The sequence below is a fragment of the Streptomyces sp. NPDC088812 genome (assembly GCF_044750285.1).
Lineage (GTDB): Bacteria > Actinomycetota > Actinomycetes > Streptomycetales > Streptomycetaceae > Streptomyces.
Window position 1 is genome coordinate 360,268 of the sequence record NZ_JBIVJP010000005.1, and the last position, 13,988, is coordinate 374,255.

The window sequence follows — 13,988 nt, forward strand, 5'->3', positions numbered from 1 at the left end:
ACGGCTGTCGTACGGATCAGGGGCGGGCCCGGAGGAATCCGGTGCCCGCCCCCGGTGTTTCCCGGGTACACGGCCTTCACATCGGCCTGAAGGCGATCCGGGAGCCCGGCATCGCTACGATGGGTGCTCCGGAGCCTGACCGGGGACCCGGATCGCGCACGAGGAGTCCTCTTGCCAGACGAGGCCCAGCACCTGACCGCCGCCAAGCCCGAGTCCGCCTCGGCGCCCGCGGCCAAGCCCGCGTCGGGGACGCACGCCGACACCCGTGGGCCGGTCGAGCACGACCGCTCCGCCCCCGTCGACAAGCCGGCCGAGCAGGCCCGCCCCAAGCAGGCCCCGCCCGAGCGCTCCGCTAGCACCCCCGCCGCCCGCCCGGCCGCCGCGCAGCCGCCCGCCCGCTCCGGCTCCTCCAACCGCGTCCGCGCCCGTCTCGCCCGCCTCGGCGTCCAGCGCGCCAACCCGTACAACCCGGTCCTGGAGCCGCTGCTGCGGATAGTGCGCAGCAACGACCCCAAGATCGAGACGTCGACGCTGCGCCAGATCGAGCGCGCCTACCAGGTCGCCGAGCGCTGGCACCGCGGCCAGAAGCGCAAGAGCGGCGACCCGTACATCACCCACCCGCTCGCGGTGACCACGATCCTCGCCGAACTCGGCATGGACCCGGCCACCCTCATGGCGGGCCTGCTCCACGACACCGTCGAGGACACCGAGTACGGCCTGGACGACCTGCGCCGCGACTTCGGCGACCAGGTCGCCCTCCTCGTCGACGGCGTCACCAAGCTGGACAAGGTCAAGTTCGGCGAGGCCGCGCAGGCCGAGACCGTGCGCAAGATGGTCGTCGCCATGGCCAAGGACCCGCGCGTCCTGGTCATCAAACTCGCCGACCGCCTGCACAACATGCGCACCATGCGCTACCTGAAGCGCGAGAAGCAGGAGAAGAAGGCGCGCGAGACCCTCGAGATCTACGCGCCGCTCGCCCACCGCCTGGGCATGAACACCATCAAGTGGGAACTGGAGGACCTCGCCTTCGCGATCCTCTACCCCAAGATGTACGACGAGATCGTCCGCCTCGTCGCCGAGCGCGCCCCCAAGCGCGACGAGTACCTCGCCATAGTGACCGACGAGGTCCAGGCCGACCTGCGGGCCGCCCGCATCAAGGCGACCGTCACGGGCCGGCCGAAGCACTACTACAGCGTCTACCAGAAGATGATCGTCCGCGGCCGTGACTTCGCGGAGATCTACGACCTGGTGGGCATCCGCGTCCTCGTGGACACCGTCCGCGACTGCTACGCGGCCCTCGGCACGGTGCACGCGCGGTGGAACCCGGTCCCCGGCCGGTTCAAGGACTACATCGCGATGCCCAAGTTCAACATGTACCAGTCGCTGCACACGACGGTCATCGGCCCCAACGGCAAGCCGGTAGAGCTCCAGATCCGCACGTTCGACATGCACCGCCGCGCCGAGTACGGCATCGCCGCGCACTGGAAGTACAAGCAGGAGGCCGTCGCCGGCGCCTCCAAGGTCCGCACCGACGCGCCGAAGTCGTCCGGCAAGGGCAAGGACGACCACCTCAACGACATGGCGTGGCTGCGCCAGCTGCTCGACTGGCAGAAGGAGACCGAGGACCCGGGCGAGTTCCTGGAGTCCCTGCGCTTCGACCTCTCCCGCAACGAGGTCTTCGTCTTCACGCCCAAGGGCGACGTCATCGCGCTCCCGGCCGGAGCCACCCCGGTGGACTTCGCCTACGCCGTCCACACGGAGGTCGGCCACCGCACCATAGGAGCCCGGGTCAACGGCAGGCTCGTACCGCTGGAGTCGACCCTGGACAACGGCGACCTGGTGGAGGTCTTCACCTCCAAGGCCCCCGGCGCGGGCCCGTCCCGCGACTGGCTCGGTTTCGTCAAGTCGCCGCGCGCCCGCAACAAGATCCGGGCGTGGTTCTCCAAGGAGCGCCGCGACGAGGCGATCGAGCAGGGCAAGGACGCCATCGCCCGCGCGATGCGCAAGCAGAACCTGCCGATCCAGCGCATCCTCACCGGCGACTCGCTGGTCACCCTGGCGCACGAGATGCGCTACCCGGACATCTCCTCGCTGTACGCGGCGATCGGCGAGGGCCATGTGGCCGCGCAGAACGTCGTGCAGAAGCTGGTGCAGGCCCTCGGCGGCGAGGAGGCCGCGACCGAGGAGATCGACGAGTCGGTCCCGCCGTCCCGCGGCCGCGGCCGCAAGCGGCGCACCAGCAACGACCCCGGTGTCGTGGTCAAGGGCGTCGACGACGTCTGGGTGAAACTGGCCCGCTGTTGTACGCCCGTCCCCGGCGATCCGATCATCGGTTTCGTCACACGCGGTAGTGGCGTATCGGTTCACCGCAGCGACTGCGTCAACGTGGAGTCACTGTCCCGTGAGCCGGAGCGCATCCTCGGCGTCGAGTGGGCGCCGACGCAGTCCTCGGTCTTCCTGGTCGCCATCCAGGTCGAGGCGCTGGACCGGTCCCGACTGCTGTCGGACGTCACCCGCGTCCTGTCCGACCAGCACGTCAACATCCTCTCGGCCGCCGTCCAGACCTCCCGGGACCGGGTCGCCACCTCCCGCTTCACCTTCGAGATGGGCGACCCCAAGCACCTCGGTCACGTCCTGAAGGCCGTCCGCGGGGTGGAGGGCGTGTACGACGTCTACCGGGTGACGTCGGCGCGGAGACCGTAACCTACGGGATGACCTGAGCGGCGGAGACGGGGGAGCGGGATGGGCGGGCCGGGGCGCGAGGGGTTACCGGGCGGGGCACCGCCGTCGGTGCCGGTCCTGGTCGCCGGCCGCTACCGGCCGGTCCGTTTCCTCGGCCGCGGCGGCATGGGCGTCGTCCACGAGGCGGAGGACACCCGGCTCGACCGGCGCGTCGCCCTGAAGATGCTCACCACCGTCGAGGGGCTGACCGGCGACAGCGAGGCCTGGGACCGCTTCCAGCGCGAGGCCCGCGCCCTGGCCAGGATCGACCACCCCGGCGTCGTCACGCTGTACGACAGCGGTGTGCACGACGGCACCCCCTACCTGGTGATGCAGGTGCTCGACGGCACCACCCTGGCCGACCTGGCGTCGTCCGCGGGGCCGCTGCCGACGACCGTGGTGTGCACGGTGGCCCTGGGCATCGCCGAGGCCCTGGAGGCCGCCCACACGGCCGGCGTGCTGCACCGCGACGTCAAGCCCACGAACGTCGGCCTCACCCGGAACGGGCGTGTCGTCCTCCAGGACTTCGGACTGGCGCGGCTGGCCGGCGAGGCCGCGATCACCCGCACCGGAGCCATCGTCGGCACCCCCCAGTTCATGGCCCCCGAGGCCATGCGGGGCGCCCTGCCGGAGCGGGCGGCGGACTGGTACGGCCTGGGCACCTGCCTGTACCTGATGATCACGGGCGAGCTGCCGTTCGGCCCGACCGTCGACTACGGCGCCATCATCCACCGCGCCCTCGGCGACGGTGTCCCGCCGCTCTCGGGCCGCCGCCCGGACTGCCCGCCGGACCTGTGCCGGCTCGTCGACGACCTCTGCCGGCAGGACCCCGCCCTGCGCCGCCAGGACCCCGAGTCCATCCGCGAGACCCTGCTGCCCCTGTCCTACGGCGGTACCGAGCGGCTGGTCGACCTGGTGACGGACCGGGCGCGCGACGGCGCCGTACGCGGCGCGTGGGCGATTCCCGACGTTCCCGAGTCGGTGTCCCGCGCGGAGGAGATGCCCGAGTACCTCTGGGACGAGGCGGCCGCCCTGCCCGACCGGCGCGGGACGGCCACCGACCCCTTCCGGCCCGCCACCCTCAGCGACACCACCCGCCGGATCGTGCTCGGCACCATGACCCCGCAGAGCGCGCTGGCCCGGCAGCGCGAGGCGGTCAACCTGGTGCTGCGCGGCCGGCTGGAGGAGGCCGCGCAGATGCTGTCCGTCGTGGTCCCGGTCTGCCTCACCACGCTCGGACCCGACCATCCGACCACCCTGACCAGCCAGTACTGGCATGCCGTGTGCCTGGCCAGGCTCGACGCCGGGCGCCCCGCGCTGGAGCTGTTCTCCAGCGTCAACCGACGTGTGGCACGACGAACGGACGGACACGATGACTGACTCCGGCGCGGGCATCTCGGCCGCCCTGGACACCACGGGGACCGAGGACGACCTGCGTTCCCTGCTGCGCTGGCTGCGGGAGGACGACAGCGTCGGCCTGCCCGTCCGGCCCGCCGGCGCGGCCCCGCACCCACCCGGCGGCATGGGCACCGGCTTCGACGTCCTCCAGTTCGCCGTCTCCGGCGGACTGTCGGCGGCCTCGCTCGTCGTCTCCGTCCTGCAGTGGCAGACCTCCCGGCGCCGCGCCCCGGCCGTCACCCTGCGCCGCGGCGACGTGGAGGTCCTCCTCACCGCCCGCGCGGCCCGCGACGAGGAGACCGTACGCCGTCTCGTCGTCCTCCTCGACGGCGACACCGCGCCCGCCACCCTGCCCGGACCGCGCACCGAAGGAAGCGGAGGCGATGACGGCACTGCCTGACCCGGCGCGCTCGCGGGCCGTCCTCATCGGCACCGCCTCCTACCGCCACCTGCCCCAGCTGCCCGCCGTCGAGACGGGCGTCGTCGACCTCGCCGCCGAACTGTGCGACGCCACCGTCTGGGGGCTGCCCGTACAGCACTGCACGGTCGTCACCGACCCATTGAGCGCCCACGCGATCCTCGACCCCGTCCACCAGGCCGGCGAGGAGGCCACCGACACCCTCCTCGTCTACTTCGCGGGACACGGCCTGCGCGACGCCGACTCCGCCGACCTCTACCTCGCACTCGGCGACTCCCGCGAACACCTCGGCTACACGGCCGTCGCCTACCAGCACCTGCGCTCCGCCCTGCGGTCCGCCCGGGCCCGCCGCAAGGTCGTGGTCCTCGACTGCTGCTTCAGCGGCCGCGCCGCCCGCGCCCTGGCCGGAGGCGACGTCCTCGCCGCCGAGGCCGCCGTGGACGGCGCCTACGTCCTCACCGCCTCACCCCGCGACCGGATCGCCCTGGCACCCGACGGCGAGCGCTACACCGCCTTCACCGGCGAGCTGCTGGGCGTGCTGCGCCACGGCGTCGACAACGGCCCGGAGCTGCTCGACCTCGACACGCTCTACCGCGTCCTGCTGGACCGGCTGCGCGCCAAGAACCGCCCGCTGCCCCAGCACTCCCAGGAGAACGGCGTCGGACGCCTCCCCCTGGCCCGCAACAAGGCCCGCGCCGGTCTGCGCGCCCCCGCGGGCCCCGTCCTGCCCGCCGACGTCCGCACCGCCATGGTCTCCACCGGCCTGGCCGTCGCCCGGCTCCTGCGCGCCGAGGGCAACACCCGCGACGCCCTGCCCGTCCTGCGCCTCGCCCTCCAGGAACAGCAGACCGCGGGCAGCGAGGGCGACCTGCTCGCCGTCCAGCTCGAACTCTCCGAGCTGCTCTCCGAGACCGGCCAGGTCAAGGAGGCCATCGAGGTGCTGGAACTCGCCTTCCACCAGGTCCACAAGGTGTACGGTCCCGAGGCCGTCCTCGTCTGCCGGCGGCTGGCCGACCTGCTTCAGGAGTCCGGCAACCACCTCCAGGCCTGCGAGGTGCTCAAGCACGCCCTGGACATCAGCGAGCGGGGCGCGCCGGGGCCGGCCTGACGGGCGCCGGGCCGCCGAAGGCGCGGGGCACCGGAACGTCACCGGAACGTGCGAGGTCCCCGGAAGGCACCGGCTCACCGGAACGTGCGACGGCCCGGCCGTGGTCTCCCACGGCCGGGCCGCTACGGCATCGACGGGTTCCGGCTCAGCCGCCGAACTCGTGCAGGCCCTTCAGCGCCTGGTCCAGCAGCGCCTGACGGCCCTGGAGCTCCCGCTCCAGCTTGTCCGCCTTGGCGGTGTTGCCCTGGGCACGCGCCTGCTCGATCTGGGACGTCAGCTTGTCCACCGCCGCCTGGAGCTGACCGGTCAGACCCGCGGCACGCGCCCGCGCCTCCGGGTTGGTCCGGCGCCACTCGGCCTCCTCGGCCTCCTGGATCGCCCGCTCCACGGTGTGCATCCGGCCCTCGACCTTCGGCCGGGCGTCCCGCGGCACATGGCCGATGGCCTCCCAGCGCTCGTTGACCGAGCGGAACGCGGCCCGCGCCGCCTTCAGATCCGTGACCGGGAGGATCTTCTCGGCCTCCTCGGCCAGCTCCTCCTTCAGCTTCAGGTTCTCCGCCTGCTCCGCGTCCCGCTCCGCGAAGACCGAGCTGCGGGCCGCGAAGAAGACGTCCTGCGCGCCGCGGAAGCGGTTCCACAGGTCGTCCTCGTGCTCGCGCTGCGCCCGGCCCGCGGCCTTCCACTCCGTCATCAGCTCGCGGTAGCGCGCCGCCGTCGGACCCCAGTCCACCGAGCCCGACAGCGCCTCGGCCTCGGCCACCAGCCGCTCCTTGGCCCGGCGGGCCTCCTCGCGCTGTGCGTCCAGCTGCGCGAAGTGCGCCTTGCGCCGCTTGGAGAACGCCGAGCGCGCGTGCGAGAACCGGTGCCACAGCTCGTCGTCCGACTTGCGGTCCAGCCGCGGCAGGCCCTTCCAGGTGTCCACCAGGGACCGCAGCCGCTCACCGGCCGCCCGCCACTGGTCGGACTGCGCCAGCTGCTCCGCCTCCGTGACCAGGTCCTCCTTGGCCTTGCGGGCCTCGTCGGACTGCTTGGCCCGCTGCTGCTTGCGCTCCTCGCGGCGTGCCTCGACGGTCGCCACCAGCTTGTCCAGCCGGGCCCGCAACGCGTCCAGGTCGCCGACCACGTGGTGCGCGTCCACCTGCTCACGGATGTGGTCGATGGCGACCTGGGCGTCCTTGGCGGACAGGTCCGTGGTCCGGACCCGCTTCTCGAGGAGGCCGATCTCGACCACCAGGCCCTCGTACTTGCGCTCGAAGTAGGCCAGCGCCTCCTCGGGGGAGCCGGCCTGCCAGGAACCGACGACCTGCTCGCCATCGGCCGTCCGCACGTACACGGTCCCCGTCTCGTCGACGCGGCCCCACGGGTCGCTGCTCACAGCGCCTCCTCCACATGATGCCTGCGGGGAGTTTCGGAGCCCCGGGCATCGTCCACAGTTTCGTCACGGCCAACATAGGCGAACGGCGGGTCGCCTGTCCGCATCCAGCGCGACCGAAATTGCGCAGTTGACCGCCCTTGCCGTCAGGACTTGGTGACCGTCGCCTTGTCGATCACGACCGTCGCGTTCGGGGCGCCGTCACCGGCGCCCGTGTTCTCGCCCGCGGCGGCGATCTTCTGCAGTACCTTCATCCCCGCGGCCGACACCGTACCGAACGGGGTGTAGCTCGGCGGGAGCGAACTGTCCTGGTAGACGAGGAAGAACTGGCTGCCGCCGGTGTCCGCCTCACCGGTGTTGGCCATCGCGACCGTGCCCGCCGGGTAGATGTCGTCCTTCAGGCTCGTGTCCTTCAGGTTCTCGTCCGGGATGGTGTAGCCCGGTCCGCCGCTGCCGCTGCCCGTCGGGTCGCCGCACTGCAGCACGTAGATGCCGCTGGTGGTGAGCCGGTGGCACGTGGTGTGGTCGAAGTAGCCCTTGCCCGCGAGGAAGCTGAAGGAGTTCACGGTGTGCGGGGCCGCCGACGCCTTCAGCGCGATGTCTATGTCCCCGCACGTCGTCGCCAGCGTCATCGTGTACTTCGCCGACTTGTCGATCGTGATCGCCGGCTCCTTCTCCCAGGTCGCCGTCTTGACGGAGCCCGCGGCGGCCTTCTCGCACGGGTCCTCGACCGCGCTGGGAGTGGCGGACGCGGACGCCTCCGCGCTCGCGCTCGCCTTGTCGTCGTCCTTCATGACGCCCGAGGTGTACAGCGCCAGGCTGCCCACCAGGACCACGCCGAGCACCGACGCGATCACCGAGTTGCGCACGCGCGCCTTGCGCCGCGCGGCCGTGCGGCGCTGCTGCTGCCGCAAGAACTTCTCCCGGGCTAGCTGACGCTTGCGCTGTTCCTGGGTGACCACCGGGTTCTCTCCTCATGCGTCTCGTACGACGGCCGGTACGCGAGCGCCCGGTGAGCCGACCGCGCGCGTGTGCCCCGTACCGTATATGGGTTCGCTGAGGAAACGGCAGCGCCGGTAGGCTCTGACGACGGGCGTAGCCGCTCGCAAGCCCTCCCGTACCGACACAACGAAGGACGATCGTGCTCATTGCCGGGTTCCCCGCCGGGGCCTGGGGGACGAACTGTTATCTCGTCGCCCCCGCCGCCGGTGAGGAGTGCGTGATCATCGACCCGGGCCACCAGGCGGCCCCCGGAGTCGAGGAAGCGATCAGGAAGCATCGGCTCAAGCCCGTCGCCGTCGTCCTCACCCACGGCCACATCGACCATGTCGCCTCGGTCGTCCCGGTCTGCGGCGCGCACGACGTGCCGGCCTGGATCCACCCCGAGGACCGCTACATGATGAGCGACCCCGAGAAGGCGCTCGGCCGGTCCCTCGGGATGCCGCTGATGGGCGAGCTGACGGTGGGGGAGCCGGACGACGTCCGGGAGCTGACCGACGGCGCGCGGCTGGACCTGGCCGGTCTGGAGTTCTCCGTCGCGCACGCGCCGGGCCATACCAAGGGGTCGGTGACCTTCCGGATGCCCGAGGCCGCGGACGTCCCGTCCGTCTTCTTCTCGGGCGACCTGCTGTTCGCCGGCTCCATCGGACGCACCGACCTGCCCGGCGGCGACATGGCCGAGATGCTCGACTCGCTGGCCCGCGTGTGCCTGCCGCTCGACGACTCGACCGTGGTGCTGTCCGGCCACGGCCCCCAGACGACCATCGGCCAGGAGCGCGCCACCAACCCGTACCTGCGGCAGGTGGCGGCCGGCGGCCAGGGAGCCTCCGAGGCTCCCCGACGAGGAATGTGACGAGAGACCTCCCGTGAGCACCTTCAAGGCCCCCAAGGGCACGTACGACCTGATCCCCCCGGACAGCGCCACCTACCTCGCCGTGCGCGAGGCGATCGCCGCCCCGCTGCGCACCTCCGGCTACGGCTACGTCGAGACACCCGGCTTCGAGAGCGTCGAGCTGTTCGCACGCGGTGTCGGCGAGTCCACCGACATCGTGACCAAGGAGATGTACGCCTTCGAGACGAAGGGCGGCGACCGGCTGGCGCTGCGCCCCGAGGGCACGGCGTCCGTGCTGCGCGCCGCCCTGGAGGCCAACCTCCACAAGGCGGGCAACCTGCCGGTCAAGCTCTGGTACTCGGGCTCGTACTACCGCTACGAGCGTCCCCAGAAGGGCCGCTACCGCCACTTCTCCCAGGTCGGCGCCGAGGCGATCGGCGCCGAGGACCCGGCGCTGGACGCCGAGCTGATCATCCTGGCCGACCAGGCGTACCGCTCGCTCGGTCTGCGCGACTTCCGCATCCTCCTCAACAGCCTCGGCGACAAGGAGTGCCGTCCGGTCTACCGGGCCGCCCTGCAGGACTTCCTGCGCGGCCTCGACCTCGACGAGGACACCCTGCGCCGCGCCGAGATCAACCCCCTGCGGGTCCTCGACGACAAGCGCCAGGACGTGCAGAAGCAGCTCGACGGCGCCCCCCTCCTGCGCGACTACCTCTGCGACGCCTGCAAGGCGTACCACGAGGAGGTCCGCGACCTGATCACCGCGGCGGGCGTCGCCTTCGAGGACGACCCCAAGCTGGTCCGCGGCCTGGACTACTACACACGCACGACCTTCGAGTTCGTCCACGACGGTCTCGGCTCGCAGTCCGCGGTGGGCGGCGGCGGCCGCTACGACGGCCTGTCCGAGATGATCGGCGGCCCCGCCCTGCCGTCGGTCGGCTGGGCCCTCGGCGTCGACCGCACGGTCCTGGCGCTGGAGGCGGAGGGCATCGAACTCGAACTGCCCTCGTCCACCAGCGTGTTCGCCGTCCCGCTCGGCGAGGAGGCCCGCCGCGTCCTCTTCGCCAAGGTCACCGAACTGCGCAAGCTGGGCGTCGCCGCCGACTTCTCCTACGGCGCCAAGGGCCTCAAGGGCGCCATGAAGAACGCCAACCGCAGCGGCGCCCGCTACACGATCGTCGCCGGTGAACGCGACCTCGCCGAGGGGGTCGTCCAGCTCAAGGACATGGAGTCCGGTGAGCAGACGGCGGTCGGCGTCAACGAGATCGTCGCGGAGCTGGAAGCACGGCTCGGCTGACCTACGCGCGCGGGGGGCGCCGGGTGCCGTACAGGGCGCCCGGCGCCTTCGCCGTACAGGGAAACGGAACACCTGCCCGTCGTGTCCGCTCACCCTTATGCGGAGCGAACGGTGCGCACGCGCGCGGGTGCGGCACAATGGCCCTGCCCGAAGAAGGTCCAACTCTCCAGTGACGGAATCGGCGTGATGAGCAAGACGACAGTTCGAGACGTCTCCACCGAGCCCGATCCGGAAGGTGCCGGGGCGGCCGCACCGGGGACGGCGGGCGGCAGCCGGGCGTTCGCGCTGCTGCTGGTGATCACCGGAGCGGCCGGTCTGCTCGCGGCGTGGGTCATCACGATCGACAAGTTCAAGCTGCTCGAGGCCAAGGTCGCGGGCACGACGTTCACCCCCGGGTGCAGCCTGAACCCCGTGGTCTCCTGCGGCAGCGTCATGGAGAGCAAGCAGGCCGCCGCCTTCGGCTTCCCCAACCCGATGCTCGGCCTCGTGGCCTACGGCATCGTCATCTGCGTCGGCATGAGCCTGCTGGCCCGCGCCCGCTTCCCGCGCTGGTACTGGCTCACCTTCAACTTCGGCACGCTCTTCGGCGTCGTCTTCTGCGCCTGGCTGCAGTTCCAGTCCCTGTACCGGATCAACGCGCTGTGCCTGTGGTGCTGCCTGGCCTGGGTCGCGACGATCACCATGTTCTGGTACGTGACCTCGTTCAACGTCCGCAACGGCTTCCTGCCCGCCCCGGGCTGGCTGAAGGGCTTCTTCGGCGAGTTCACCTGGGTCCTGCCCGTGCTGCACATCGGCATCATCGGCATGCTGATCCTGACCCGCTGGTGGGAGTTCTGGACCAGCTGACCCGCCTCCGGGCCGGCGCCCGCCCCGGCCGGACTGTCGGTGCGGTGATTTAGGGTTTCAGCGTGGAGCCCGACCTGTTCACCGCCGCAGCAGAAGAACGCCAGGAGAAGGACCCCGCCGGCAGTCCCCTGGCGGTCCGGATGCGCCCGCGCACCCTCGACGAGGTCGTGGGCCAGCAGCACCTGTTGAAGCCGGGCTCCCCCCTGCGCCGCCTGGTCGGCGAGGGCGCCAGGGGCCCGGCCGGCCCGTCCTCGGTGATCCTGTGGGGTCCGCCCGGCACCGGCAAGACGACCCTCGCCCACGTCGTCTCCAAGGCCACCGACAAGCGCTTCGTCGAGCTGTCCGCGATCACCGCCGGCGTCAAGGAGGTCCGCGCGGTCATCGACGGCGCCCGCCGCGCCGTCGGCGGCTTCGGCAAGGAGACCGTCCTCTTCCTCGACGAGATCCACCGCTTCAGCAAGGCCCAGCAGGACTCCCTCCTCCCGGCCGTCGAGAACCGCTGGGTGACCCTGATCGCGGCCACCACCGAGAACCCCTACTTCTCGGTGATCTCTCCCCTCCTCTCCCGCTCCCTGCTGCTCACGCTCGAACCCCTCACCGACGACGACCTGCGCGGCCTCGTCCGGCGCACCCTCGCCGACGACCGGGGCCTCAAGGGCGCCGTCACCCTCCCCGAGGACACCGAGGGCCACCTCCTGCGGATCGCCGGCGGCGACGCCCGCCGGGCCCTGACCGCCCTGGAGGCCGCCGCCGGGGCCGCGCTCGACAAGGACGAGACGGAGATCGCCCTCGCCACCCTGGAGGAGACGGTCGACCGGGCGGCGGTGAAGTACGACCGCGACGGCGACCAGCACTACGACGTCGCCAGCGCCCTCATCAAGTCCATCCGCGGCTCCGACGTCGACGCCGCCCTGCACTACCTGGCCCGCATGATCGAGGCCGGTGAGGACCCCCGCTTCATCGCCCGCCGCCTGATGATCTCCGCCAGCGAGGACATCGGCCTCGCCGACCCGAACGCTCTGCCGATCGCGGTCGCCGCCGCCCAGGCCGTCGCCATGATCGGCTTCCCCGAGGCCGCCCTCACCCTCAGCCACGCCACCATCGCCCTCGCCCTGGCCCCCAAGTCCAACGCCGCGACGACCGCGATCGGCGCCGCCCTGGACGACGTCCGCAAGGGCCTGGCCGGGCCCGTGCCGCCGCACCTGCGGGACGGGCACTACAAGGGTGCGGCCAAGCTGGGGCACGCGCAGGGGTACGTGTACCCGCACGACCTGCCCGAGGGGATCGCCGCCCAGCAGTACGCCCCGGACGCCGTCACCGGGCGCGAGTACTACACGCCCACCCGGCACGGCGCCGAGGCCCGGTACGCGGACGCGGTCGACTGGACCCGAAAGCACCTCGGTCGCAAGCGCACGTGAGCACCCTGTAGAATCGCCTGAAGTGCCGCGTCCCGTGCAGTCAGAACGGGACATTCGGCCGGAGTCGGTCCCTCGGGAACCGACCCAAGGAGCGTCGCGCACCGTCGAACGGTGTCGCGGGCAGCCCACCACCACCCGGAGTCCCGGGACGGTCGGTGGGCCACTCGCGTGCTGCACGTATGTGCCCAGACCAGGGGAGCGGCTGCCCGGCAGGTCCACCAGTGGACCCGACGGGTTTCCCCGGCTGCGGATGCGACCTCCCTCAACCCTGACGAGCCGACACTAGGAAATGAGAGACAGTGGCGAACCAGTCCCGCCCCAAGGTCAAGAAGTCGCGTGCCCTCGGCATCGCGCTGACCCCGAAGGCCGTCAAGTACTTCGAGGCCCGCCCCTACCCGCCGGGTGAGCACGGCCGCGGCCGCAAGCAGAACTCGGACTACAAGGTCCGTCTGCTGGAGAAGCAGCGCCTGCGCGCGCAGTACGACGTGTCCGAGCGCCAGCTCGTCCGCGCCTACGAGCGTGCCTCCAAGGTCCAGGGCAAGACCGGTGAGGCCCTGATCATCGAGCTGGAGCGCCGCCTCGACGCCCTGGTCCTGCGTTCGGGCATCGCCCGCACGATCTACCAGGCCCGCCAGATGGTCGTCCACGGCCACATCGAGGTCAACGGCCAGAAGGTCGACAAGCCCTCGTTCCGCGTCCGTCCCGACGACGTCGTGATGGTCCGCGAGCGCAGCCGCGAGAAGACCCTCTTCTCGATCGCCCGTGAGGGCGGCTTCGCCCCCGACGGCGAGACCCCGCGCTACCTCCAGGTGAACCTCAAGGCCCTGGCGTTCCGCCTGGACCGCGAGCCGAACCGCAAGGAGATCCCGGTCATCTGCGACGAGCAGCTCGTCGTCGAGTACTACGCCCGCTGATCCCCCGGCGGACGCAGGACCCTGCGCCCGGACCCGCCGTCCCGCCGCCCCTCCCGGGCGGCCGGGGCGGCGGGTTCCCGCGTTCCGGGCCCGCGTCCGCGCGACCCGGCGGTCGGCACCGGTAAATCCGGTTCGGAGCGCCGCCCCCGGCGCGATAGGCTCGGTGCACGACTTTTTCGATGCAGAGGCACGTATCAGGGAGCGGGTGCGCAGTGTCCGGTGGAGAAGTGGCCGGCATCCTGGTGGCCGTGTTCTGGGCGATCCTGGTCTCCTTCCTCGCCGTCGCACTGGCGAGGCTGGCCCAGACGCTCAGGGCGACCACCAAGCTGGTCGCGGACGTGACCGAGCAGGCGGTTCCGCTGCTGGCCGACGCCTCCGCCACGGTGCGCTCGGCGCAGACCCAGATCGACCGGGTCGACGCGATCGCCTCGGACGTCCAGGAGGTCACCTCCAACGCCTCCGCGCTGTCCACCACGGTCGCCTCCACCTTCGGCGGCCCCCTGGTGAAGATCGCCGCCTTCGGCTACGGCGTACGCCGGGCCCTCGGCGGGCGCAAGGACGACGTGCCCGCGCAGGAGCCCCGGCGTACCGTGATCGTGGGGCGGACCGTCCCGGCCTCGCGGCGGGCGAAGCGGACCTCCCGTGGAAAGAGGGACTGACGCAGC

General features: G+C 71.7%; 12 protein-coding genes. 10 read left to right on the forward strand and 2 right to left on the reverse strand.

The annotated features are described in order from the left end of the window. The first annotated feature begins 171 nt into the window (after positions 1–171). From ACIP67_RS11890 to ACIP67_RS11905, 4 genes are read left to right on the forward strand one after another with little or no spacing between them, the layout of a single operon-like run. Complete coding sequence (locus ACIP67_RS11890) at positions 172–2,703, forward strand: RelA/SpoT family protein (RefSeq protein WP_401690886.1); 2,532 nt, start codon at positions 172–174, stop codon at positions 2,701–2,703. A gap of 39 nt (positions 2,704–2,742) precedes the next feature. Beyond that, on the forward strand, positions 2,743–4,101 hold the full coding sequence (locus tag ACIP67_RS11895) for a protein kinase (protein ID WP_401690888.1): 1,359 nt from the start codon (positions 2,743–2,745) through the stop codon (positions 4,099–4,101). After that, positions 4,094–4,519 (forward strand): hypothetical protein, encoded by a 426-nt coding sequence (locus ACIP67_RS11900; protein ID WP_401690890.1) that lies wholly within the window; start codon positions 4,094–4,096, stop codon positions 4,517–4,519. The genes ACIP67_RS11895 and ACIP67_RS11900 overlap by 8 nt, the downstream gene beginning before the upstream one ends. Next, complete coding sequence (locus ACIP67_RS11905) at positions 4,503–5,645, forward strand: caspase family protein (RefSeq protein WP_401690891.1); 1,143 nt, start codon at positions 4,503–4,505, stop codon at positions 5,643–5,645. The genes ACIP67_RS11900 and ACIP67_RS11905 overlap by 17 nt, the downstream gene beginning before the upstream one ends. A 145-nt stretch (positions 5,646–5,790) precedes the next feature. On the opposite strand, the gene ACIP67_RS11910 is transcribed toward ACIP67_RS11905, so the two are convergent. Both ACIP67_RS11910 and ACIP67_RS11915 read right to left on the reverse strand, forming a co-directional pair. Further along, positions 5,791–7,020 carry a DUF349 domain-containing protein gene (locus ACIP67_RS11910; protein WP_389519620.1) on the reverse strand — a complete coding sequence of 410 codons (1,230 nt, stop codon included), beginning with the start codon at positions 7,018–7,020 and terminating at the stop codon, positions 5,791–5,793. 143 nt (positions 7,021–7,163) lie between these two features. After that, positions 7,164–7,979: a peptidylprolyl isomerase gene (locus tag ACIP67_RS11915; protein WP_401690893.1), complete on the reverse strand. Its 816-nt coding sequence runs from the start codon at positions 7,977–7,979 to the stop codon at positions 7,164–7,166. A 179-nt stretch (positions 7,980–8,158) separates the two neighbouring features. Between ACIP67_RS11915 and ACIP67_RS11920 the strand changes: the two genes are divergently transcribed. From ACIP67_RS11920 to ACIP67_RS11945, 6 genes are all read left to right on the forward strand, one after another. Then, a complete protein-coding gene (locus tag ACIP67_RS11920) occupies positions 8,159–8,869 on the forward strand; it encodes an MBL fold metallo-hydrolase (RefSeq protein WP_401690895.1) in 711 nt (236 codons plus the stop codon). Positions 8,870–8,882: 13 nt separating this feature from the next. Continuing rightward, positions 8,883–10,145 carry a histidine--tRNA ligase gene (hisS, locus tag ACIP67_RS11925; protein WP_401690897.1) on the forward strand — a complete coding sequence of 421 codons (1,263 nt, stop codon included), beginning with the start codon at positions 8,883–8,885 and terminating at the stop codon, positions 10,143–10,145. 186 nt (positions 10,146–10,331) lie between these two features. Further along, positions 10,332–10,991, forward strand: coding sequence for a vitamin K epoxide reductase family protein (locus ACIP67_RS11930; protein ID WP_401690899.1), 660 nt, complete (start codon positions 10,332–10,334; stop codon positions 10,989–10,991). A 62-nt stretch (positions 10,992–11,053) separates the two neighbouring features. Next, the gene (locus tag ACIP67_RS11935) at positions 11,054–12,409 is read left to right on the forward strand and encodes a replication-associated recombination protein A (protein WP_401690901.1); all 1,356 of its coding nucleotides are present in this window, start codon (positions 11,054–11,056) and stop codon (positions 12,407–12,409) included. A 299-nt stretch (positions 12,410–12,708) separates the two neighbouring features. Then, positions 12,709–13,323, forward strand: coding sequence for a 30S ribosomal protein S4 (gene rpsD, locus ACIP67_RS11940; protein ID WP_129796831.1), 615 nt, complete (start codon positions 12,709–12,711; stop codon positions 13,321–13,323). A gap of 212 nt (positions 13,324–13,535) precedes the next feature. After that, the gene (locus ACIP67_RS11945; protein ID WP_401690903.1) at positions 13,536–13,982 is read left to right on the forward strand and encodes a DUF948 domain-containing protein; all 447 of its coding nucleotides are present in this window, start codon (positions 13,536–13,538) and stop codon (positions 13,980–13,982) included. The last annotated feature ends 6 nt before the right edge of the window (positions 13,983–13,988 follow it).

What these genes read in the sequence shown, in the direction of transcription:
- ACIP67_RS11900 (WP_401690890.1), top strand. Translation starts at nt 4,094, where the DNA reads ATGACTGACTCCGGCGCGGGCATCTCGGCCGCCCTGGACACCACGGGG.
- ACIP67_RS11895 (WP_401690888.1), top strand. Translation starts at nt 2,743, where the DNA reads ATGGGCGGGCCGGGGCGCGAGGGGTTACCGGGCGGGGCACCGCCGTCG.
- ACIP67_RS11905 (WP_401690891.1), top strand. Translation starts at nt 4,503, where the DNA reads ATGACGGCACTGCCTGACCCGGCGCGCTCGCGGGCCGTCCTCATCGGC.
- ACIP67_RS11930 (WP_401690899.1), top strand. Translation starts at nt 10,332, where the DNA reads ATGAGCAAGACGACAGTTCGAGACGTCTCCACCGAGCCCGATCCGGAA.